Origin of the sequence: Pontibacter fetidus (assembly GCF_010119545.1) — a bacterium.
In the GTDB taxonomy this organism is placed as follows: domain Bacteria; phylum Bacteroidota; class Bacteroidia; order Cytophagales; family Hymenobacteraceae; genus Pontibacter; species Pontibacter fetidus.
Map to the genome: position 1 here is coordinate 94,883 of NZ_JAAEAA010000008.1, position 21,963 is coordinate 116,845.

The following is a 21,963-nucleotide window of genomic DNA, read 5'->3' on the forward strand; positions in this document are numbered from 1 at the left end:
ATTTTTGGCTCTGTTATAGATAAAAGTTGATAATGTCGTTATTTCTTTGTATCTTTGTATAAATCAAAGCGATAAATGGCAAAGTCAAAGGTAGATATTCTAAAAGAAATACAGAAGTTAGATAGTAGAGAATTAAAACTTCTTTCTAATAATATCATCGAGATATTAACCAAATCATCGGAGCAACATAACCAAGTTGCGGAGCAGATAAACGATGGTATAGAGCGTGGCTGTCCTACTTGTGGCTCTGTGTCTATCGTGCGTTACGGTTATCTACAAAATCGCATCCGTTTCCAGTGTAAAGATTGTAAAAAGACCTTTACTGATTTAACTGGAACAGCCATATCCTATATCAAGAAGAAGCACCTGTGGGAGCAGTATATCATGCTCATGGTAGAAGGTAACTCGTTACGTGCTATCGCTTCCAAAATGGATATTTCACTGAAAACCGCCTTTGACTGGCGACACAAAATACTGACTGCTTTTGAAGAACTACATAAAACCAAGTTCAACGGAATTGTAGAAGTGGATGATGTGTGGTTTCTGAAAAGCGAGAAAGGTAAACGTGGATTACAAAACCCAAGAAAGCGTGGTGGAACTAACAAGCGTGGCGATAACAATGACCAAGCGAAGGTTCTGTTTTCCGTAGACCGTTCTAAGAACATAGACCTGACTACGGCTTGTATGGGTAGGATAAAGCGTAAGGATTTAGACCGCATCTTAGGTAATAAAGTAAGTGCTGATACCAACATCATTTGCTCTGACAAGCACCCATCTATCAAGTCTTTTGCTAAGACACATGGCTTTACGCACTACCGTATTCATGCTTCTCAAAAGCAGTATTCGGTTGGTAAAATCTACCATGTGAATAACCTAAACAACCTTGCAAAGCGTTTCAAAGACTTCATCAAGCAATATAATGGTGTGGCTACGAAGTATCTCCAAAGCTATCTTAACCTGTTTCGTTTTATCGAACTGTTTAAAAAGCAAAGAAGCATGATAAGTGAATTTTACCATGCTTCTTTAAAAGACAAACTTGCCATCAGCCGTTACTCTAATCTTGAAGAACGTTATCAGATGTTGATAGCTTAGTGTTGCTCAAAATGGCTTGCATCTAACGGCTTCGTTAATGTCAATTTTATAGGGTGTCTTAATCCACCTTTTATCGCAGCTACCGCATTGGAAACAGTGCGATACACTTCTCTATCATAATCTCCATCTTCGGGGTCAAAAATAAGATAGGATATAGGTATATTTTTGACAACCACAACACTACTTTCTCCTTTTTCCTCAGCAAACCACAAAGCATCTTCTCTCATACTGGAAAGGTATAAATAACGGCTTTGTCCACCATTACCACCCATCCCATAATTTGATGGTTTCCATCCATATTCACATAATAATTCGGCAGAATAAGCTGATGTGCCATGATATAAATCAATGGTTTCCTCTGTGAACTTTTCAAATACTCTTATATATTTCATTTTGCTTCTATTTTTATGTATATATTAGAAGCATCAACCTTTATTTATAACAGAGCCACATTTTTTAACTTCGGAGGTTGCCTCACGTTTATTTAAGTAGCAATTATTATTAACCATCACACACTATAAGCTATGAACTACAACCAGCACCGTTACGAAAACGACCGTGGCAGCTTCCACACACACCGCTCCGAGCGCTACCGAAATCCGGACCAATACAGCGAAGGCTCTTTCGACAGCAACAGACACGCAGACCGGGATAGGGCAAACTATGGAAATGATTTTTACAGGAGCAGCCAGCGCAGAAACCCGCAGGACTGGAACCCCGAACATATTGCCAACCGTGGCCTGAGTACCTATGCTACCGCCCGCAACTATGGCAACATGGGTAGTTATGGGGGAGCCCAGGGCTTTGGCTCATCGCGTGGTGGCTATTCGTCGCAGCGACAGTCTTCAGATATGGGCTCTGGATTTAGCAGCGGGCACGGACGCTACGAGCGCACAAACTATGGTAGAGGCACAAACCAGGGCCGCAGCCGCGGGTATGAAAATGACTACGACAGCCATGGCCAGAACTCCGACAATTACAGCTACGAACGCGGCAGTAACCGCGACTTATATGGCGATTATACTTCCAGACGTTTTCAGGGATCGCATCAGGACCGTTATGATTTTGACCGGGACGAATACAGAACCCGCAGCTATGGTGGCGACCGCGGCAATTACATGGGCAGTGGCTACGAGCGCACACCACGCCGAAACGAGTATGGTTCAACACGCGGCGACTATGGCTCATCGGGCCGATACCTGGGCAGAAGCACCGGCAGCTACGACCAACCTTATGGCATGAGCGGCTACTACCAGGGTGGCTACTACGACGATACCGACTACAACAGCTACTCCCGCGACCGCGACGAACGCCAGAATGATTGGTAATCAGAACCGGAGCAAAAGTAGACTAAGGGATTCTTAGATCATATTGGTTTATAGAGACGCAATAATTTGCGTCTCTTTTTTGTGTAGTATACCTGGCGCCGGTGTCCAATTGGTGCCACACAGTGGGCATTAGTCGCCGGACTCGCATGTTTATAGGTGCAAAAAAGGTTAATCTTGCTCAAATCTATAGTTTCATTGCAGAGCCGTAAGGCATAGTGTCTCTGCATCCGGCTAATCCCACAAACTCATTAATCCCGGTTCAGACAAAACTTTCTGGCAAACCCGACAAATGCTCCAGCCGCTTACCATCCAGCGTCAGGTAGCTTTTCATACTATCGGCGGTGAGGCACGAATGGACGGGAAGGATATATATGATATCACCGATAGTATAGTTGGCAAACTGTTCCGGTGTAGCTTTTACAATGCCATGCTCCTGCGAGAGAGACACCAGGTTAATGCCTTCCACAGGATCCGACCAACCGTTTTCTGCTAATTCCACTACCCTGCCAAACAAATTACTTCCATCAGGTTGTGGTAACACATCTTTGGAGAAATGTACACTGCCGCCGTGGATGATGATTTCGTTACGTTCGGGGTGTTTGGCAATTACCGGGCAGGCCATGCAAACTGCAATCTGGTTATAGTTGTTGCTGCCGATGTGCTGCTGGGTAAGGTCGTAAAACACGAAATTACCGGGCCTGATCTCGTCTACACCAACTATAGTTTCCAGGGTGCTACAGCTTGGCGTGTCGCCAATTGAGAGTTCTATAGTTGGGAACTGGCCTTTGTAACGCTCGCGTAGTTGGTTTAGTAACTCAACAGTAGTTTTATGAATAGCTCGGATAGCTTCAGCATCGGTTTGTTTGTAGGTATGGCCGTCGTGGGCCATAAAGCCCTGAAACTCCAGTTTACGGGAGGCAGCAATCTTTTGCAGGGTGTTGTCTGTAGTTTCATAGTCGGTAGCCGGGATTCCGGTGCGGTGATAGCCGGTATCAATCTTTAGCCAGACAGCTACTTTATGGTGTAAGCCCTGTTGTAGTATAGGCACTACTTCTTCGTTCACCACTATAAGGTGCAGGCGCACGCGGCTGGCCAGGTCGTTTATAGTTTCCAGTTCCAGCACATTTACGGGTATAGCCACCATAATATCGGTCCAGCCGTGGTTGGCAAAGTACCGCGCCATGCGCAACGACGAAACCGTAATCGCTTCCACACCTTCCTGCCTGAACCACTCGCCTACCTGCGCCGACTGGTGCGTCTTAAAATGTGGTCGCAGTCTTAGGTTATTTCGCCTCGCTTTTTCCACCATCATACGGATGTTGCGCTGGCATTTTTCCTTATCGAGCAGCAGGGTTGGGACGGTTATCTTCATCAGTCAGGTTCGGGTAAAGTATAACCGTGAAAGTAGTAAGTTTTGGGGAGAGATGCTTCTATAGTTTGAAGGGTAAAGTATTAGATAAAGTTTATATATTGTGACTGAAGAATAACAACCTTGAATTTATAATGAAAACTTACGTATCTGATGTTTTTCCTAAGCTCCAAAGATTTAGCGAAAAACTTGACAATCTGACCTTATTAACTGAACAACATTGGGTATCAATTGATAATATTCATAATACTAAACAGGTATATAATTTCAGAGACAATAATGATTTGCTGATTTCTACTGATGGTAAAATTGAAAAAGGCAAATGGGAATATCTTGGAAATAAATCTCTGATGATTGAAAAACCAAATGAGAGTTATCTTTTTAAACACGGATTTTTTGATGAAAATATACTAGCTCTCAAAATTGATAGCAAAAATGAATATGCTGTTTTTGTCAATGAAAACAAATATAATGGAGACATCAATTCATTAGAAAAAGTATCTGATTTTCTAGAGAATAAATATATCGAATCTTCGCTTAAAGCAAACAACTTCCACTCAAATGAAACTTTATCTCACATAAGTCAATCAAAAGTTGAGAAAGTTAGGATTGAGAAAATCAAAAAGCTTGAACGAGAGAGTAATAAATATTTTATTATCTTGATAGTAATAATTGCTATTACTGGATTACTTATTTATCTAGATTCATAAATCTTGACCAAACTCCTTAACATACTGCTTATTGGCCTTCAACTAGTATTTACATTCTTAGCATTAATCGGCATTTATATGCTCTTTGCGCTGCTGGATTATTCTGGCGGGTTCGAAAAATTTCTAGGTCTTTTAGTTTTCCAGCCAGTAATAGCAGTTTTACTTTCCGGGTTAACTATAGTATTGTGCTTTATAGTTGGTCTGCCCATTAGGTTTAACAAAACTATAAACCAGTGGTGGACGAAAAACTATATACTTACAATTGCGCTGGTTATAGTTGGTTTAATCTTTCTATTTTTGTCTTTACTTCCGCCATTTACAGAAGCCGTTACGCTAACTATAGATGAAGAAATAGTAAACAAAACTATCCCTAATACCATACTTGCGATAACTGGTTGGTTCATCTTCGCATTTGCTTTTCTACACACTTATCCGCCTTACATTGTAAGGCAAAAGTTGGCTTCTGTAGCAAGTAGGTTCTAACCTTACGCTCGTTGCAAACGTTTTAAAAATCACTAATTTCACGGTAAATAAGCCGCAATACAATGGGAAACGAAGCTTTGAAACTGGAATTAATTGAATGGTTGGCTCAGTTAGACGACGAAGACACCATTCAGTATCTTAAAGTTGTAAAAGACTCTGCTTCTGAGAAAGACTGGTGGCCAAACTTAACGCCAGAGCAGCGCGCAGGAATAGAACGCGGATTACAAGACATTGACCAAGACAAGGTTACTTCACACGAAGAAGTTAAGAAACTCTTTGGATTATGAGTTATCCGATCTTCTGGTCAGATGAAGCGATTAGAAATTTAGAAACTATACTTTCCTATCTCTCCACTAAATGGACTGAAAAAGAAGCAAGTAGCTTCAAAGCTCGATTAGCTGAGCAGTTAAGTATTATATCAAAATTCCCTACCGTATTTCCTGTTTCTCCTTCTGTACCACGCTTACGAAAAGCAGTTCTAACAAAGCAGACCATTATTTTCTATGAGTTCAGAGATCAGCATATTTATATCGCTTACTTATTCGAGTCCAGGCAAAACCCGGATAAGGTAAGCTAAACCTGACAAATATCTCCCTTTCCACTCCCCTACTACTGACATATATCATTTCCTGCGGCGCAGCTTCTTCGGACATTTGCAGTATAAACTCAGCCCGAAATTGGGGCAACTATACTAAACACGTACGTTATGACCGCACCAGTAACTACACCAACTGAACTACTTGCCAAATACGATGTGCCTTCGCCGAGGTACACCAGCTATCCGACTGTGCCGTTCTGGGACGAAACTCCCCTGAGCGAAGCCGCCTGGATGCTGCACGTAAAACAGGCTTTTGATAAGACCAACGATACGGACGGCATTAGTGTGTACATGCACCTGCCTTTCTGCGAAAAACTTTGCACCTACTGCGGCTGCAACAAGCGCATTACCACCAACCACGCCGTTGAAGAACCTTATATTGTTGCCATTTTAAAAGAGTGGGAACGCTACCTGCAGGTTTTCGGAAGGAAGCCGCGCATTACAGAACTGCACCTGGGTGGTGGTACGCCTACTTTCTTCGGAGCCGAGAACTTGAAACTGATGTTGGGCAAACTGCTGGAGAAAGCCGAACTGGCCCCGGATGCTGCTTTGAGTATAGAAGTGCACCCTAACGCCACCAATGCCGAACAATTACAGGTGCTTTACGACCTGGGCTTCAGAAGACTGAGCGTAGGCATCCAGGATTTCGACATTAAAGTTCAGTTCGTCATCAACCGTATTCAGAGCTTTGAGCGGACAAAAGAGACTTTCGATGCTGCCCGCAGAATTGGCTATACATCAATAAACGGAGACATTATTTACGGCCTGCCGATGCAAACTGCCGACAGCGTGCGCCATACGATAGAAAAAGTAAAAGAGCTTCGTCCGGAGCGTATAGCGTTTTATAGTTACGCCCACGTGCCCTGGAAGAGCAAAGCCCAGCGCCGCTATTCCGAAGCCGACCTACCGGAGCCATCTGTAAAACGTGGTTTATACGAAATGGGCCGCGCCATGCTGGAAGAAGCCGGTTACATAGAAATAGGTCTGGACCACTTCGCGCTGCCAACCGACGAACTATACCTGGCAGCCCAAAACGGCACCCTGCACCGCAACTTTATGGGCTACACCCCACGCCACACCGAGCTGTTAATTGGCTTAGGTTGCTCCAGTATTTCAGATACCGGCACCGCTTTTATGCAGAACATTAAGGAAGTAGAAGCCTACGAAACAGCTGTAAACTCCGGCATTTTGCCAATCCTGAAAGGCCATGAACTAACTGCTGAAGACCGCCTGATCCGCAAACATATCCTGGACCTGATGTGCCAGTTTAAAACTGAATGGGATGAAGCCGTTGCACCTTATTTTGTAGATGCCCTGGTTCGCCTGCAACCGCTTGCAGAAGATGGATTGGTTGAATATACCAATACAGGAATACAGATACTTCCTGCTGGCCACCCATTTGTGCGCAACATTGCCATGTGCCTCGATGCCAGATTATGGGCACAACAGCCAACTACGCCGGTGTTTAGCAAGTCGGTCTGAACCACGGATTAATGGGGATTTCTGGGATTGGTATGATTTAAGATTTGGATTTCGATTTTTAGGAAGGAGCTGTTTTTAGGGACGGCTCTTTTTGTTTGAATCAGGATTTACTGGAATGATGGATTAGCAGGATTTTATCAGACCTCGTAGTGTGCGCAGCTCCTACGAGTGTCTGGCTACGAAACAACGGCTGATCCTGTAGACGCTCCGAGGTCGTTTTGAGGGGCAGATATAATTTTATAGTTACAGTTTTTACCTCACCCCAACCCTCTCCTAAAAACAGGAGAGGAAGTTTTTGTTACTTTTTCTTTTGTCATCCTGAAAGGATCTTGTGGGATGGGAGGTTAAGCCTTCGCTATAACCCACCCCTGCCCCTCCCGAGAGAGGAATTTATGCTATAGATAGAGCTGCTAGTATAGTTCTATAGTTATAGCCTGTGAGCGGACAGGTCGCGAGCTGTCCCTACGGAAATACAACCAAGATAAATCTCGAAGCTTACCGGGTCAGGCTATAGACAAACTATAGCTATGAGAAATTTAGCAGTCTTTGGGTTGAGCGCCTTTGATTTGTTGCGGTGCCGACAGGCAACCCGAGGGACGAGGGTAGCAAGAAAGCAGCAGCGCGATGCCCGAAGACGGGGCCTCCCGGCCGTGAGGGCACCAAAGTAAAAGATGAAACGAAAGGCAAGTAGAGCTCCCAGGATTGGTAGTGGCTATGGAAGAGAAGGCTTGTTAGCGGTTCAACTATAAGCCAAGATAGATTTCTCACTGCGTTCGAAATGACATTTATCAAACTCATACCTCTCAACTTTTAACTCTTAACTTATCAAACTACCTTTGCTAAACAACTATACCTATAGTTCATGGACTATTTCTACGTTAAAGCGCTGCACATCATATTTGTGGTAACCTGGTTTGCCGGGCTGTTTTACATTGTGCGCCTGTTCATTTACTTTGCCGAAGCCGCTGAAAAGCCCGAGCCTGAGCGATCTATACTCTTGGAGCAGTTTAAGATAATGCAGAAAAGACTGTGGTATGGTATTACCTGGCCCTCGGCGGTGCTTACGCTGATATTTGGCTTAAGCATGTGGCACTTATTTGGCGGTACCCCCAACTGGCTTATCTGGAAACTTAGCTTTGTAGTAGGGCTTTATGTGTACCATTTTCTATGCCATGCCATTTTTAAGCAGCAACAGCAGGGTATTTTAAAGTATAGTTCTACCCAACTGCGCATCTGGAACGAGGTAGCCACACTTTTCCTGATCAGTATTGTGTTTCTGGTAGTGCTTAAAAATACTTTGAGCATGGTGTGGGGCATTATCGGTCTTATCCTTTTTTCAGCTATCTTAATGCTGGCCATACGCATTTATAAACGTGTGCGCGAAAAAACCAAGTAATTTTACACGCAACAATCAGCAATTCAATAACTACCTATATGAAGCAGCCCGACCTGAAGGCCAATGAACGCGAACTGATCAAACTTATCCGCTTTTTTAGCAAGCGTGCCAAAAGCTTGATTGAGGCTGGCAAGCTAGACCCGGAACACGAAAAACTAACCTCGGCCTGTCAGAACCTAGAGCAGCAACTATACACCCATGCCCACAACCGAACGGCTATACTGGAAAAACGAGCCCGTCTGGAGAAAGTAGTAGAAGACAATGCCCAGTGCCCGCAATGTAAGCACGCCGATATGCTGAAACGCACAGGCACTACCAGCAACGAACACGGCTGGCGCTGCAATACGTATAAATGCCGCCGCTGCAACATAACCTTCACCTGGAACCGCCCCAACAATCCGTGGCACCTGGTAGAATTTCTGGAGCTTTACATAAATGAGTTGGAGAACAGCTTACATACAGAGCAAAGTGAGCAGATGCGCCAGCACATTGTAACCTCTATAGCCCAGATGCAGGAAAGCCTGAACCGTCTGCGCCCCGTTTTACAGGATTCTGATGAAGAAGTAACTGCACTTGACCAGAAAGAACAGGAAATGACACGACTTATACACCAGTTTAAAAACTACCTGCTCATCGAGAAAATAAAACTGGATACCCTGGAAGAACCTGAACTATAACCAACAGTAACTTATCTTTTTATTACTGAATAAGTTACATTTCATAAAACAAGCAAATTGCTGTTATACTAACATCCGTTTTCAAAAACGTATCGCTCAGTGTAACAGCAATTTGTGTTTTTATACCTCAAATGGCTGCAAGCGCTATAGTTTAACATTGGACTTAAACCACATAATTACTGCAAACTGTGGCTTAATTTATAACTATAACAGTAATTCGATAAAAATTTAGAAAGAATGTAACTCCATTTACTAAATTTTCGTAGCGCAGCCATACAACCTATGTTATTAATTTCTATATTGTACTTGAAGTTAGTTGATATCATTATGGAGTACAATATTATAATCGCACCTGATCTTGATTCTTTGGCTACAGAAGTGGCTGATTTTATCCCAATGGGCTGGAAACTGAAAGGCAGTATTCTGGAACATAACGGTGGCTATGCCCAGCAACTGGAACGCAGGCCATCTGATGCTATACGAATGCAACGTAAACAGCGCCCTGCCAAGCAAAAACGCACAAAATGGATTGAATAGGTATCAATAAAATAAGCCAAAGTTGAACCACTCCTGAAATTGCGTTTTGCAAAACCGGGAGTGGTTCTTTTTTTGCCATTTCGCCTAACCTAAGCTTGCCTATAACAGTATAGACACAGGAATATATTACCCTTAACCCTATATTTACATGGCACAACTTGCTACCACCCCTGGCAATGCTATGGGCGCACCAACAGGTCTATCCCTTAAAAACCAGGTTTACCTGCCTTTAAAACGCTGGCTGTTGCTAAATTTCAAGCTCGATACTACTTATTTTAAGCAGCAACCCGACCGCATCTGGCTCGACCGTCACTTATACTCTCGTCTGTCTCAGCTTAAGCAGGGTCGCATTTTATTTGTTGGCTGTGCTTTTTATACCTGGGAGTCGTTAAAGCTGTTCCATAAAGGAGTAGACCTTGTGACTGTAGATATTGATGAATGCAACGAGATTTGGGGAGGAGATAAACACCTGGTAGCAAGCATTTTAGATATCGATAAGTTTGTAGAACCTCACAGTTTCGATATAGTGTTGCTGAACGGGATTTTCGGGCATGGTGTAAATACTCCCGAAATGCAGGAACAGACATTCAAAGCCCTTCATAACATTCTGAAACCAGATGGCTTGCTGCAAATTGGCTGGAACCACGACCTTATCACCGACCCAACTGAATTACAGCTAAGCAAAGACCTTTTTTATAAAACTGCTTACGAAGGCCTTCCGCAACGCACGACTTTCCCGGACTCTACCCACGTGTTTGATTTTATGCGTGCAAAATAGTTTAAGCACTCTAGCTGTTGTTTTACCTCACCCCAACCCTCTCCTAAACACAGGAGAGGGAGTTTTTCTGGTTATAGCTATAGTTGAAGTTACAGCTCTATAGTTTCAGACCAAGATCGGACAGGTCGCGACCTGTCCCTACGAAAATATTACCATGATCAATCTCGAAGCGAGTAGGTTCAAACTATAGATAAAGGTCAATAGTAGAAAGATTACAGTCATTGGGTTGAGCGCCTTTGACTTGTTGCGGTGGCGTGAGCCAATCCGAGGCACGAGGATAGCAAGAAGGCAGCAGCGCGATGCCCAAAGACGAGCCCTCGCGGGCTTGGAGCGAGCCAAGTGAACTATTAAACTATAGGTAAGTAAAGCTCCCAGGAATAAAAGTTATTTGAAAAAAGGCTTGGTTCAGATAGCAAGTAATGTCAACTATAGGACATATAAGATTCCTCGGCTAGCGCTCGGAATGACAACATAGAAAACATAAAGCTATAAGCACTACCAGGTCTTCAGACTTACTATACTCAAAAAATACTATTAAAAGGAAGAGCCTGATGATTTCAAAACATCAGGCTCTTCCTTTTAATACAATACTTATACTCTATACTTTCGCTTTTAGCCTCTTAATCATCCCCTTCATCTTATCCAGCACATGGAAATCAGACCTATAAAAATCACATTGGCTGATGAGGTCTTCTTTGCCCCAAATGGTGAACCGGTTTAGGGTAAGCAGGTTGGTTGGTTCGTATAGTTGCGGGCTGAAGTTTTTGGCATGTTGCGTTGTGATACCCAGTTTAATATTCTCTTCCCGGCAAACTTTTAAAACAGTATCGTTAAACTCGCCACAAGGGTAGGCTATCGTTATCGGGCGGTAACCGACGATATCTTCCAGTATGTCCTGCGCTTTTGCAATCTGCTCTTTTATACCTGCTGCGTTATAGTTTGGTAACACGGCATGGTCGCAGGTGTGGTTACCAATGTGCACCAATGGGTGTTGGGCAAATTTATTCAGTTCGTCAGGGGTAAGCGGGCGGTCAGTTTCACCAATAGGCGTAAAGCAGGCAGGTCCGTATTTCCTGGTCAAATAAGAATCAATAGCATCGTCGGTCAGGGTAAGCAGGTGCTCTTTTTCAAGGTCGATGGCAGCGTCTGACATGCCCGCTTTTTTGCCTTCGCGGTAAGCCACATCCCACCAGAAAGCTTTGCCTTTACGCACATGGTTAGCCGAAATGAAGAATAAGGCAGGCACATTAAACTCTTCCAGTATAGGCAGGGCACGCAGATTGTTATAATACCCGTCATCAAACGTGATCATCACATACCGCTCGTCGGGGTCCAGGCCTTTCAGCACATCAACCGGAGACACAAACGTATAGCCTTTGCTTTTATGGTAAGCTACAAACCTCCTGAAGGTATCAACAGTAACCTGTTGTTGTGGGTCGCAGCAATTTAGAGCAAGTTCTTCCTCGTCTCTAAATAAGGCATGGAATAAGTATGTATTAAGTGCATTCTGTTCTTTTACAGCAGAAAGTATAAGGGGCGCCATCATCACATCCACCTGGTGTATGGCCTTTCGTAGAGTTGTCTTCATGCAAAGTAAATACTAATAAGGGCAGCAGCCTGCCGGTATTTACCCGTCTTATACTGCACAGCCAAGCCCTTAGTTATAATTTCTGCTTAAAATTCCGAAACTATAGTATAAGCAAAGCAGCTGCAGCAGCGCGCTAAGTATACTGTGTGTTATGCAGGTAAGACCAATCTATAAACTTCTCCCTTATTTATCCATCACAATATTTAAATGTTTCAGCATCTTTTTTAAGCTATCGCAGTATATATGCCTGAATTAATGCAACCGGTACCGCAAACAATTTCGCTTACCTGCTGCCGGCTGTAACTCCAAACACATTACGTTCAGGACGTAACACCCTTAACCATTGAACATGAAGAACATTTTTTATTTTCTTGTCGGCCTTGTGCTGATCAGCTCCTGTGTAACAAAAAAAGAGCTGGTATACATGCAAAACGAAAATTTAAAGAACACCGCTCCTACTACTTTCAATAACAATGTTCCGGATTATAAACTACAGGTAAACGATGTGCTTTCTGTGAAGGTACTGAGTGCCGAAAGTGAGTTATCTGAGATCTATAACATAATCAGCCCTACAAACGGTTTTGGTGTAGCTGAGCCGGGTAGCTTATACCTGAGCGGGTATACGATCGATGCTGAAGGTAACATTAACCTGCCCAACGTAGGCAAACTGAAAGTAGCCGGAATGAACACCCTGCAGGCCCAGAAACTGATACAACAAAACCTGGACCGTTACCTGAATGGGGCAACCGTAGTGGTAAAGCTCATCAGCTTTAAGATAAGCATACTGGGCGAAGTAAAAATGCCGGGATATTATTATGTATATAACGACCAGGCAAACCTGCTGGAAGGGCTGGCCCTTGCCGGCGACCTTACACCGGCAGCCAACCGTCAGAACCTGAAATTAATACGCCAGAAACCGGGCGGCTCTGAGGTAATTTTACTTGACCTCACCGACCCCGCTCTCGTACAATCACCATACTACTACCTGTTGCCGAACGACGTACTATACGTTGAGCCACGCAAAACACATTTAAAGCGCGAAAACCTGGTGGTAGTAACAACGGTACTCAGTGTTATCTCGACCGCAGCACTGTTATTTAATTTTGTGAAGTAATCCCCATCATGAAGAAGAATACAAAAGAACATGAAATAGACCTGAAGAGCTGGCTTTTCAAGTTCAGAGCAAAGTGGTACCTGTTTGTAATCTGCAGCTTAATTGCCCTGGCAGGTGCCTACGTGTATGTAAAAAGCTCGGAGCGCATTTATAAGTTTAGCGCTACCCTATTGCTTGGCGATCAGCACACCGGCTCTAAAAAAGCACAGGAACTGCTTAACCTCCTTGAGGTACAGAACAAAGGCATTAAAGTAGAAGATGAAATTGGTTTACTGACCTCTACCGAGATGATTCGCAAAGCCATGCTGCACCTGGACTTTAATGTATCCTACTATAAAGTATCGGACCACTGGTTAAACAGCATCGGTAACATTGTAGTGGAGGAACAGTATAAAACGGCGCCTTATACTATAAAACTCGATACCAATGCTAACCAGTTGGTAGATGTACCCATGGAAGTTAAAATGCTGCCAGGCAACAAGTATGAGCTGACAGTAAAAGGCAAAGATGTAGCCCGTTATAACTTTAAGAACCACACGGTGCTGGAGTACCTGCCTGAGGTAGAATTTACCAAAGTGCTGCCCGTAGGCCAACCTTACAAAGATAAGTACATGAGCTTTACGCTCTTACCTACCAAAGATGCTGATGTATCGCCAGCTAAGAAGCATTACTTTACCATTAACAGTTTGGATAGCCAGGTAGGACACCAGCAGGCCAACCTCACCGTTTCGCCGATAGAGCGCGAAGCCCGCGTGCTTTGGCTGGTAAGCCAGGGAAGTATACCGGACAAAGAGATCTTGTTCCTTAATACCCTGATGAATACCTATGTTGCCAACGACCTGCAGGAGAAAAATAACAATGGTCGCAAAACGTTGGAATTCATCGAAAATGAACTGGCCTCTTTAACAGATTCGCTTCGCCAGAGCAAACTGGCCCTGTCTTCTTTCCGTTCAGCTAACCGAATAGCCAACATTGATGTGCAGTCTAACATCAGCTACGAGAAACTATCGCAGCTGGAAATGGAAAAAGCCCGCATCACTACAGATAAAATATACTACCAGAACATCCTGGAGCAGATCCAGAACGGCAATGGCATTGCGCAGTCGGTGTCGCCAACGGTAGCCGGTATCCAGAACCCTAACCTGAACAACCTGTTCTTAGAGTTATCGGAGCTGAACAAGCAAAAAGCTGGTTATGAGGTAAATGCTACCCAAAAGAACCAGTTGCTACAGGTACTGGAAGGCAAGATTGCAAGCACTAAAAGCTCTATCGTTGCCAACCTTAAAAACCTGATCCGTTCTGCCGACATTTCTATACAGGATGTGGACCGCCGTATGGGGCAGATTGAGGGCAACCTGGCCAAGATACCTGAGAACGAGCGCCGCCTGATGGACCTGCAGGGCCAGATGGAATTCATCAACAAGCGTTACGATTTCTTACTGGAGAAACGTGCAGAAGCTGCCATCTCGCTTGCTACCAACACCACCGATAAAAAGATTGTAGACCACGCAGCGCTGGCCAGTGTAGGCCCAATAAACGTGAAGCCTAAAATGATCTATATGCTTGCCTTGCTTATTGGCTTAGCTATACCTGCCGGCTTTATCGTTTTGATGAGCAACGTAGACAACACCATACAAGGCAAAAACGACCTAAGCGCGATCACAAGCATCCCGTTCCTGGGGGTAATTGCGCATGGCAGTAAGTCTGATAAACTAGCTGTTATGAACAATCCGCGTTCAGCTATAGCTGAGTCGTTCCGATCGGTGCGTATCAACTTGCAGTACCTGTTATCAGAGGGCAGCTTTAAAGTGATTGGTGTTACTTCGTCTATCTCCGGCGAGGGTAAAACATTCTGTTCTGTTAACCTGAGCTCCGAACTGGCGATGTCTGGTAAGCGGGTGGTGCTGATAGAATCGGATATGCGCAAACCTACGTTCGGAAAATATTTTGATACCCATAATGCAGCCGGTCTTTCGTCTTACCTGATGCAGGGCTTGCCACTGGAAGAAGTCATTCAGCAAACTGCTGTTGAGAACCTGGACATCATTCCGTGCGGACCTATTCCTGAAAATGCGATCAGGTTGCTGGAGTTACCTAAAATGCGCGAACTGCTCGATCAGCTGAAAGAAAAGTATGATTACGTTGTGGTTGATACCCCACCGATCGGGTTTGTATCAGAATACTTTATCCTGATGAAGCACATGGACACCAACCTGTATGTAGTGAAGCATAAGTATACAGATAAGACCATGCTGGGCCAGATAAACGAATTGTATGCTGCCAAAAAGATAAAGAATATCTACATGGTCATCAACGACCTGGATTACAGCAACACCTACGAGTACGGCTACAAGAAAAAGGCATCCTACTATTATGTGTAGCACGGCCTCTAAACACAACCCTTTATAAAGTCTGCCTGGTGGCAACTATAGATATAGTTGCCACCAGGTAAAAGACAAACTATAGTTTATGAGTAAAAATTTAGCATCCAAGGCGGTAAGCGGGATAAAGTGGGGCTCAGCTTCTACTTTTGCAAACGCTGTGATGCAGATCGGTTATACTTCGGTAATGGCCCGTCTGTTGGCTCCGGAGGCCTTTGGTCTGGTTAGTATAGCCGGTACCATTCTGGGGTTTAGCGGCTACTTCGCCAACATGGGGCTGAGTAAAGCCATCATCCAGAAGGAAGATATAACCGCAGATAACATCCGGGCTGCTTTTACCACCTCAGTAGCGCTGGGCATTTTCTTCTTTTTACTAACCTGGATCATCGCGCCGTTCTCCGCTATTTATTTTAAAGAGCCAAATGTAGCGCCCATCGTGCGGGTCATGGGCCTTGTGTTCCTGATAAACGGCCTTTCCATGACGGCAATCAGCCTGTTGGAGCGTGAAATGCGTTTTAAGACGATTGGCATCATCGAGACGAGCTCTTACATTTTCTCTTATTTAGTGGTAGGTATTATACTTGCTTACCTTGATTTTGGGGTATGGGCCCTGGTGTATGCTTCCCTGATGCAATCGCTTACGTACGCACTTGGGGCTTATTTTTCGGTGCGCCATTCGGTACTCCCTTCATTTAAATGGGAATCGTTTAAGCCGCTATTCGACTATGGCAGCCGCATGTCGCTTATCAGTTTTATGGAGTATATCAGCGCGAACCTGCCTACCGTACTTATCGGGCGCTTTTTAGGAACTCACAAACTGGGTTTGTATAGCCGGGCGTTTATGCTGGTTAACCTGCCTATGTACCAGTTAACGCGCACGCTTATAAAAGTGGCTATGCCGTCGTACAGTCGCCTGCAATCTGATAACGAAAAACTGGGGAAAGTATACCTGTCAAGTATAACACTGCTGGCAGCGCTAATTATGCCTATTTGCCTGGGTATTATGGTGGCTGCACCAGAGATTATTCGCATCGTATTAGGCGATCAATGGGGCGAATCGGTGCCAGTGTTACAGGTGCTGGCTTTAGCGATACCAATGGGCTTTATTACCATGTTTGCCGGTATTGTTTGTGATGCCAAAGCTATACTTAACCCTAAGATCATTCTGAACATACTGTTTATAGTTGTGATCTGTGTTTTCTTTTTGTTGTTCCGCGACTACGGGTTGGTTGGCTTTGCTGGCGCTGTGCTTTTAGGTGAGTTTGTAAGGATGCTGATGTACCAGCAGATTATGCATAAAGAACTGGATCTGCCCCACAGTAAGCAACTGGCTATTTATATGCCGGGCCTGATTAACGGCGTGCTGGTAGCAGTCGGTATCTATATCGTGAGCACTGTTATGCGGTCGGCAGAGTTGCCGGCACTGGCTATACTTATTGCACAAATGGCAACCGGTGCTGTACTGCTTCTTGTACTTACATTGCTTTTCCCGCATAAACTGCTGCGCCAGGAACTACAGATAGTGTTTGAAAAAATTGGTCTTCAAGGTAAAACAGACTCATACCTGCACAAAATTATTCAGCGAACAGGCCTTATATCAGAGTAAAAGTTAAGCCTGCTACAGAAATCCAAAGTACATAATTAGATGAAGATAGGAATTTGTGGACCCGTTAATTTAAGTTTGTTGGAATGGGAAAATAGGCCTGCCTCACTTCCTGAAACCAATGCTTTCCCGCTTACCTCCCACTTAGTAAACGCCTTGTTGCGCCGTGGCTACGACGTGGTAGTATATACAAACTCTAATTCAATCCCAGAACCTATAGTTCTGCATGACACACACCTCACGGTATGCGTCAGTTTAGAAATGAAACAGCCCGGCAGGCGCTTTTACAAGCAAGAGATCGAAGGCCTTAAACAGCATATCTTAGCCTACCCAGCCGATATCATCAGCGCTTTCTGGACCTACGAGTATGCCTGGGCGGCTTTACGTTCCGGGTTACCAACGGTAGTGTCGGTACATGATGTGGCGTATAAGATCCTGCTGAAACAATTCGATGTGTTTCGTTTTGTGCGTTTCCTGATGAACGAAATTGTGGTGCGTAAAACAAAGCACCTTGTTGCCAACTCAGCTTATACCTATAGTATACTGCCTGCCTGGATCCGGAAAAAAACGACTATAATCAACAACTTTTACCCCGAGCACCTGCCCGATCTGTTACCCGAAACTATAGTTAAGGGCAATTACATCGTATCGGTGGTACAGGGTTTTACTAAACGAAAAGGTATTCCGTTAGCCCTGAAGGCATTTGCTAAACTACGGCAGCAGCACCCTAAACTGGAATACCACCTGATAGGCATAAACTATGAAGAGAACGGGCTGGCCCATGCGTATGCTAAAAAACATAACCTGGCCGAAGGCGTACGCTTTTTAGGTTGCATGACCTCAGACGAATTGTTTAAGCATGTGGCAGGCGCTAAAGTAATGTTGCATCCTTCAGAGGAAGAGTCTTTCGGGATGGCGGTGCTGGAGGCTATGGTTGCCGGAACAGTGGTTGTAGGTGGCAAAAAAAGCGGCTTTATACCTAAACTACTCGACTATGGAAAGGCTGGTATACTTTGCGACATACGTTCTGCCGCTGCTATTTCGGAAGCCGCGCACAGGCTTTTAGCAGATGCCTCCCTTCGTGACAGTTATGAGCGCCATGCCCGCCGGTTTGCTGCACAGCATTTTTCTGAAGACGTGATCGTAGAACAACACCTGAACTATTATAACAACGTATTGGGGAAAACACATCAACCAACTATAGCACCCGAAGCCAAAGCACAAAATAACGTAATCGCCAAAGCATCTATGGTTGCGAACGTGTTAGGCTATACTTTCTTATGAAACTGAATTACTCGCTATTATTTGCCATCCCCCTTATGGTCATCTTCACTATGGACAACATGTTCATGGAGCTGGCCGCACCACACGATCCACCATCGCAGGGGGCGTTGCTTAACCTGATTATCCGTGGGTCCGCAGCAATCTCGTTTGTATACAGCATCTTTTATTTCAGGCGCATGTCAAACTACATGAAGTTTGCCTTTGCGTTGCTTACTGCTTACGTCTTTGCCCTGGTGTTTGAGTCGAAGTATGTGTACGACAGCTTTATGGTATACCCGCACGTTTTCCTGAAGGTGCTGCTGTTTTACTATATCTTTTCGATGTACACGTTTTACAAAGGGCATTATCACCTCAAGTTTGTACACCTGGTATACTTTATACTTATCTTTTTCTGGATGAATGCCATACTTATCAATCCGGATGCGCTAAGTATATCTTCGTTTACGCACCACGAACGCGGTATTCACTCTACCTCGGTTTATATGATGGTGCTGCCGCTGTTCTATTTCATGAGCAATTACTTTTATAAAGGTGGCCTCTATAACCTGGGTATGACCTTTTTTGTATTGCTCACGATCTTCTTTTTCCAGCACCGCACGGTTTGGGTGGTAACAGCTGTTATGCTGGCCATTTATTACCTGCTCATCAAGTTTAAGACGCCTAAACCTATAAACTTTGCCACTAAGCTTTTGCCTGTAGTTACGGTTATGTTGGTGATGGGCATAGCAAGCAGCGCGTTCCTGTTTTCCATCCACCCCGAGATCATCGACAAGGTAATGGAGAACTTCTCTGATATCGAGAACATGGAGTCGCAGGGTACAGGGGGTTGGCGCTACCAGCAATGGATGTCGTACCTGCCTTTTATCCAGGACAACTTTGTGACCGGTATGCGCTTTAAAGGCTTTGAACTACCTATACAGTTTTACCGCGATGATATTGACAAGCCAGTTTTTGAAGATGGCAAAGGACACTTCTTCCATAGTTTTTATGTGGATGTGCTATTCTATACCGGTATGATCGGGCTGTCGCTGTTTCTGACGGCTGCCTTCCGCCCTATTTACCAGGGTATAAAAAAGTTTCAGCTAACTACCAACCAGATCATCCTGTTTACGTTTGTATGCAGTGGTTTCATATTTGGCATTTCGTACGTGCTGCCTCCATTTTACTATGGCGTTTTAGGCCTTTGTATAGTTGCTATGGAGAAAGAAAGCGTACCACGCCAAACCTACCTGCAAGACTTTGCCAGCCGCATGATGGCACGACGCCAGCAAGGCAGGCCGGCAGTGTACTTTTAAACACAACCTCTGCAAAAAATAGCAGTATGCTATATTAAACCCTTACAACATGAGTATTTCTACTGAACATAATCCGTTGCACACGCCTGTGCTGCTGATCATATTTAACAGAGCACACACGACCCAGAAAGTATTCGACCGCATCCGCCAGGTGAAGCCGACCAAACTATATGTTGCTGCCGATGGCCCGCGCCCTCATGTACCCTCAGATATAGAAAAATGCGCTGAGACCCGCCGTATAGTGGAGCAGGTAGACTGGGATTGCGAAGTAAAAACACTTTTCAGGGAAGAGAACCTGCGTTGTGGTGTTGCTCCGGCTCAGGCTATAACCTGGTTTTTTGAGAACGAGGAAGCAGGAATTATTCTGGAAGACGACTGTGTGCCTTCAAAAAGCTTTTTCTGGTTTTGCCAGGAACTGCTGCAGAAGTATAAAAACGATACCCGCGTAATGCACATCAGCGGCAACAACTACCTGAACGGCTGGCGCCGTGATTCAGATTACTCGTATTATTTCTCTAACAAAGTCAGTAGCTGGGGTTGGGCTACCTGGCGCCGTGCCTGGCAACTATACGACTTCAACATTACCACTTACCCTGAGCTGAAACGAAAAGGGTACCTGGACGATATTTTCCTCAACAAGTTTGAAAAAGCGTACCGCCTGAGCAAAGTTGATGATACTTACCTGAATATAGAAAAAGGCGACGTGTGGGATTACCAGTGGGATTTTACAGTCTATAGCAACTCAGGACTATGCATAGTGCCGGAAGTGAACCTGGTACGTAACATTGGCTTCGGCGAAGATGCTACCCATACCTTTAACCAGCATGAGGATAAAGCCAAAGTGGAAGAACAGGAAATTTCTTTTCCGTTGCGCCATCCGCGTTTTGTGATCCAGGACAAGGAATCTGATAAGCGGTACTTCAACTACATCATCCGCGATAAAGTAAGTGCCAAAATCAAAAGCCTGTTCAATTTCAGTTTATAACACCGCCTGACCATGAAGATTCTGCTTTCCGCCTACGCCTGCCAACCCAACAGTGGCTCCGAGCTCGGAAACGGCTGGAACTGGGCACTGGAAACGGCACGGCTGGGCTACGAAGTATACTGCCTGACAACCCCTGAGGGCAAAGATGAAATAGAAGCGGAGCTGGAACGCGTACAGGAACCTAACCTGCATATCATTTATGTTACCGTGCCCGACTGGGTGAACTATGCATTCCGTTACCAGCCCGGCGTATACTTACATTATATAGTATGGCAAGAACAAGCTTATAAAAAAGCGAAGGAGTTATCGGCAACTATAGCTTTTGATGTAGTGCACCATATTACCTTGGGTAGCCTGCAAATGAGCTCGGCCCTCTGGAAGTTGAAAAAGCCGCTGCTGTTCGGACCAGTGGGTGGCGGACAAAAAGCCCCGGTAGCGTTTAAGAAATACTTTTACCATTGGTGGCGCATGGAGCTTGTCCGTGATTTTGTAAGCAACCTGCTGGTAAAATTTAACCCCAACGTGCGCCAGACCATGCAGCACGCCGATAAGGTTTTTGTTACCAACGAAGACACATATAACCTGGCAGTAGCAAATGGCGCTAAAAACCCGGAAATGTTCTTGGACACCAGCCTTGCTGAAAGTTTTTACCCGGAACAAATGCCTGAAAGGGAGTTTAACGGTACACTAAAGATACTATGGGTTGGACGGGTTTACCCGCGTAAAGGGCTGCCATTAGTTCTGGAAGCCTTATCAAAAGTACGGAGTGATGTTCGGTATGAGCTAACTATAATCGGCGATGGCCCGGCAGCTTACATGATCCCGGAGTGGCTGGATACCTATAAACTTCATGGAAAAGTAAACGTAAGAGGGCAGGTAACGTGGCAGGAAGTACAGCAAGCCTATACTACGCATAACCTGTTCTTCTTCTGCAGTCTCCGCGATTCGTTTGCCTCGCAGTATTTAGAAGCCATGGCCTACGGATTACCGCTCATAACACTAAACCTATATGGCGTAAAAGCGTTTGTACCGGATGATGCGGCTATTAAAATAACACCAACTACAGCAGAACAAACCTGTCAGGATTTGGCTGATGCCGTAACAAACCTGTACGATAACCCCGAGCAGCTGCTACACTATGGCAAAAGAGCCTTTGAAGTAGCGCGGGAACACACATTTAACAAGAAAATAGAACACATGGCTGCGTACTATAATGCGTATGCACCTGCGCAGCAAGAAGTTTTACTATAAACAACCCGACCC

General features: G+C 44.7%; 21 protein-coding genes. 18 read left to right on the forward strand and 3 right to left on the reverse strand.

Annotated features, from left to right (window positions below; all coding sequences use genetic code 11):
* Positions 1-75: 75 nt before the first annotated feature.
* Positions 76-1,092, forward strand: coding sequence for an IS1595 family transposase (locus tag GWO68_RS07950; RefSeq protein WP_162345899.1), 1,017 nt, complete (start codon positions 76-78; stop codon positions 1,090-1,092).
* Here the strand turns inward: GWO68_RS07950 and GWO68_RS07955 are convergent.
* Positions 1,089-1,484 (reverse strand): hypothetical protein, encoded by a 396-nt coding sequence (locus tag GWO68_RS07955; RefSeq protein ID WP_162345900.1) that lies wholly within the window; start codon positions 1,482-1,484, stop codon positions 1,089-1,091. The two genes, GWO68_RS07950 and GWO68_RS07955, sit on opposite strands and share 4 nt — an antisense overlap.
* Before the next feature lie 132 nt (positions 1,485-1,616).
* Here GWO68_RS07955 and GWO68_RS07960 point away from each other — a divergent pair, with 132 nt between their 5' ends.
* Positions 1,617-2,420 (forward strand): hypothetical protein, encoded by an 804-nt coding sequence (locus tag GWO68_RS07960; RefSeq protein WP_162345901.1) that lies wholly within the window; start codon positions 1,617-1,619, stop codon positions 2,418-2,420.
* 259 nt (positions 2,421-2,679) lie between these two features.
* Here the strand turns inward: GWO68_RS07960 and GWO68_RS07965 are convergent, their stop codons facing one another.
* Positions 2,680-3,792 (reverse strand): alanine racemase, encoded by a 1,113-nt coding sequence (locus tag GWO68_RS07965; RefSeq protein ID WP_162345902.1) that lies wholly within the window; start codon positions 3,790-3,792, stop codon positions 2,680-2,682.
* Positions 3,793-3,923: 131 nt separating this feature from the next.
* Here GWO68_RS07965 and GWO68_RS07970 point away from each other — a divergent pair, with 131 nt between their 5' ends.
* The 9 genes from GWO68_RS07970 to GWO68_RS08010 all read left to right on the forward strand — a co-directional run bounded on the left by GWO68_RS07970 (position 3,924) and on the right by GWO68_RS08010 (position 10,450).
* Positions 3,924-4,499, forward strand: coding sequence for a hypothetical protein (locus GWO68_RS07970; protein ID WP_162345903.1), 576 nt, complete (start codon positions 3,924-3,926; stop codon positions 4,497-4,499).
* 78 nt (positions 4,500-4,577) lie between these two features.
* Positions 4,578-4,982: a hypothetical protein gene (locus GWO68_RS07975; RefSeq protein WP_162345904.1), complete on the forward strand. Its 405-nt coding sequence runs from the start codon at positions 4,578-4,580 to the stop codon at positions 4,980-4,982.
* A 62-nt stretch (positions 4,983-5,044) separates the two neighbouring features.
* Positions 5,045-5,269, forward strand: coding sequence for a hypothetical protein (locus GWO68_RS07980; protein WP_162345905.1), 225 nt, complete (start codon positions 5,045-5,047; stop codon positions 5,267-5,269).
* Positions 5,266-5,559, forward strand: coding sequence for a type II toxin-antitoxin system RelE/ParE family toxin (locus tag GWO68_RS07985; RefSeq protein WP_162345906.1), 294 nt, complete (start codon positions 5,266-5,268; stop codon positions 5,557-5,559). Before GWO68_RS07980 ends, GWO68_RS07985 begins: the two co-directional genes overlap by 4 nt.
* 129 nt (positions 5,560-5,688) lie before the next feature.
* Positions 5,689-7,062 (forward strand): oxygen-independent coproporphyrinogen III oxidase, encoded by a 1,374-nt coding sequence (gene hemN, locus GWO68_RS07990; RefSeq protein ID WP_162345907.1) that lies wholly within the window; start codon positions 5,689-5,691, stop codon positions 7,060-7,062.
* 862 nt (positions 7,063-7,924) lie between these two features.
* On the forward strand, positions 7,925-8,458 hold the full coding sequence (locus GWO68_RS07995) for a CopD family protein (RefSeq protein WP_162345908.1): 534 nt from the start codon (positions 7,925-7,927) through the stop codon (positions 8,456-8,458).
* 38 nt (positions 8,459-8,496) lie between these two features.
* Positions 8,497-9,135, forward strand: coding sequence for a hypothetical protein (locus GWO68_RS08000; RefSeq protein ID WP_162345909.1), 639 nt, complete (start codon positions 8,497-8,499; stop codon positions 9,133-9,135).
* A gap of 327 nt (positions 9,136-9,462) precedes the next feature.
* Positions 9,463-9,672 (forward strand): hypothetical protein, encoded by a 210-nt coding sequence (locus tag GWO68_RS08005; protein ID WP_162345910.1) that lies wholly within the window; start codon positions 9,463-9,465, stop codon positions 9,670-9,672.
* A 148-nt stretch (positions 9,673-9,820) separates the two neighbouring features.
* Positions 9,821-10,450 (forward strand): class I SAM-dependent methyltransferase, encoded by a 630-nt coding sequence (locus tag GWO68_RS08010; RefSeq protein ID WP_162345911.1) that lies wholly within the window; start codon positions 9,821-9,823, stop codon positions 10,448-10,450.
* A 598-nt stretch (positions 10,451-11,048) separates the two neighbouring features.
* Here the strand turns inward: GWO68_RS08010 and GWO68_RS08015 are convergent.
* Positions 11,049-12,038: a polysaccharide deacetylase family protein gene (locus GWO68_RS08015; protein WP_162345912.1), complete on the reverse strand. Its 990-nt coding sequence runs from the start codon at positions 12,036-12,038 to the stop codon at positions 11,049-11,051.
* Between the two features lie 349 nt (positions 12,039-12,387).
* Between GWO68_RS08015 and GWO68_RS08020 the strand changes: the two genes are divergently transcribed.
* The 7 genes from GWO68_RS08020 to GWO68_RS08050 all read left to right on the forward strand — a co-directional run bounded on the left by GWO68_RS08020 (position 12,388) and on the right by GWO68_RS08050 (position 21,951).
* On the forward strand, positions 12,388-13,152 hold the full coding sequence (locus tag GWO68_RS08020) for a polysaccharide biosynthesis/export family protein (protein WP_162345913.1): 765 nt from the start codon (positions 12,388-12,390) through the stop codon (positions 13,150-13,152).
* An 8-nt stretch (positions 13,153-13,160) separates the two neighbouring features.
* Positions 13,161-15,533: a polysaccharide biosynthesis tyrosine autokinase gene (locus GWO68_RS08025; protein ID WP_162345914.1), complete on the forward strand. Its 2,373-nt coding sequence runs from the start codon at positions 13,161-13,163 to the stop codon at positions 15,531-15,533.
* Positions 15,534-15,621: 88 nt separating this feature from the next.
* Positions 15,622-17,139, forward strand: a complete 1,518-nt coding sequence (locus tag GWO68_RS08030) for a lipopolysaccharide biosynthesis protein (protein WP_162345915.1) — start codon at positions 15,622-15,624, stop codon at positions 17,137-17,139.
* Positions 17,140-17,178: 39 nt separating this feature from the next.
* A complete protein-coding gene (locus GWO68_RS08035) occupies positions 17,179-18,420 on the forward strand; it encodes a glycosyltransferase family 4 protein (RefSeq protein WP_162345916.1) in 1,242 nt (413 codons plus the stop codon).
* Entirely contained in the window at positions 18,417-19,715 is a 1,299-nt protein-coding gene (locus GWO68_RS08040; protein WP_162345917.1) for an O-antigen ligase family protein, read from the forward strand. Before GWO68_RS08035 ends, GWO68_RS08040 begins: the two co-directional genes overlap by 4 nt.
* Before the next feature lie 49 nt (positions 19,716-19,764).
* Positions 19,765-20,700, forward strand: coding sequence for a nucleotide-diphospho-sugar transferase (locus GWO68_RS08045; protein ID WP_162345918.1), 936 nt, complete (start codon positions 19,765-19,767; stop codon positions 20,698-20,700).
* Between the two features lie 12 nt (positions 20,701-20,712).
* Positions 20,713-21,951, forward strand: a complete 1,239-nt coding sequence (locus tag GWO68_RS08050) for a glycosyltransferase family 4 protein (RefSeq protein ID WP_162345919.1) — start codon at positions 20,713-20,715, stop codon at positions 21,949-21,951.
* Positions 21,952-21,963 lie beyond the last annotated feature (12 nt).

Coding starts and splice junctions, on each gene's coding strand:
- GWO68_RS07975 (WP_162345904.1), top strand. CDS start 4,578: ATGCTCTTTGCGCTGCTGGATTATTCTGGCGGGTTCGAAAAATTTCTA.
- GWO68_RS08000 (WP_162345909.1), top strand. CDS start 8,497: ATGAAGCAGCCCGACCTGAAGGCCAATGAACGCGAACTGATCAAACTT.
- GWO68_RS08020 (WP_162345913.1), top strand. CDS start 12,388: ATGAAGAACATTTTTTATTTTCTTGTCGGCCTTGTGCTGATCAGCTCC.
- GWO68_RS08010 (WP_162345911.1), top strand. CDS start 9,821: ATGGCACAACTTGCTACCACCCCTGGCAATGCTATGGGCGCACCAACA.
- GWO68_RS08035 (WP_162345916.1), top strand. CDS start 17,179: ATGAAGATAGGAATTTGTGGACCCGTTAATTTAAGTTTGTTGGAATGG.
- GWO68_RS08005 (WP_162345910.1), top strand. CDS start 9,463: ATGGAGTACAATATTATAATCGCACCTGATCTTGATTCTTTGGCTACA.
- GWO68_RS08040 (WP_162345917.1), top strand. CDS start 18,417: ATGAAACTGAATTACTCGCTATTATTTGCCATCCCCCTTATGGTCATC.
- GWO68_RS08045 (WP_162345918.1), top strand. CDS start 19,765: ATGAGTATTTCTACTGAACATAATCCGTTGCACACGCCTGTGCTGCTG.
- GWO68_RS07970 (WP_162345903.1), top strand. CDS start 3,924: ATGAAAACTTACGTATCTGATGTTTTTCCTAAGCTCCAAAGATTTAGC.
- GWO68_RS07980 (WP_162345905.1), top strand. CDS start 5,045: ATGGGAAACGAAGCTTTGAAACTGGAATTAATTGAATGGTTGGCTCAG.
- GWO68_RS07965 (WP_162345902.1), bottom strand. CDS start 3,792: ATGAAGATAACCGTCCCAACCCTGCTGCTCGATAAGGAAAAATGCCAG.
- GWO68_RS07985 (WP_162345906.1), top strand. CDS start 5,266: ATGAGTTATCCGATCTTCTGGTCAGATGAAGCGATTAGAAATTTAGAA.
- GWO68_RS07955 (WP_162345900.1), bottom strand. CDS start 1,484: ATGAAATATATAAGAGTATTTGAAAAGTTCACAGAGGAAACCATTGAT.
- GWO68_RS08030 (WP_162345915.1), top strand. CDS start 15,622: ATGAGTAAAAATTTAGCATCCAAGGCGGTAAGCGGGATAAAGTGGGGC.
- GWO68_RS08050 (WP_162345919.1), top strand. CDS start 20,713: ATGAAGATTCTGCTTTCCGCCTACGCCTGCCAACCCAACAGTGGCTCC.
- hemN (WP_162345907.1), top strand. CDS start 5,689: ATGACCGCACCAGTAACTACACCAACTGAACTACTTGCCAAATACGAT.
- GWO68_RS07950 (WP_162345899.1), top strand. CDS start 76: ATGGCAAAGTCAAAGGTAGATATTCTAAAAGAAATACAGAAGTTAGAT.
- GWO68_RS07995 (WP_162345908.1), top strand. CDS start 7,925: ATGGACTATTTCTACGTTAAAGCGCTGCACATCATATTTGTGGTAACC.
- GWO68_RS08015 (WP_162345912.1), bottom strand. CDS start 12,038: ATGAAGACAACTCTACGAAAGGCCATACACCAGGTGGATGTGATGATG.
- GWO68_RS08025 (WP_162345914.1), top strand. CDS start 13,161: ATGAAGAAGAATACAAAAGAACATGAAATAGACCTGAAGAGCTGGCTT.
- GWO68_RS07960 (WP_162345901.1), top strand. CDS start 1,617: ATGAACTACAACCAGCACCGTTACGAAAACGACCGTGGCAGCTTCCAC.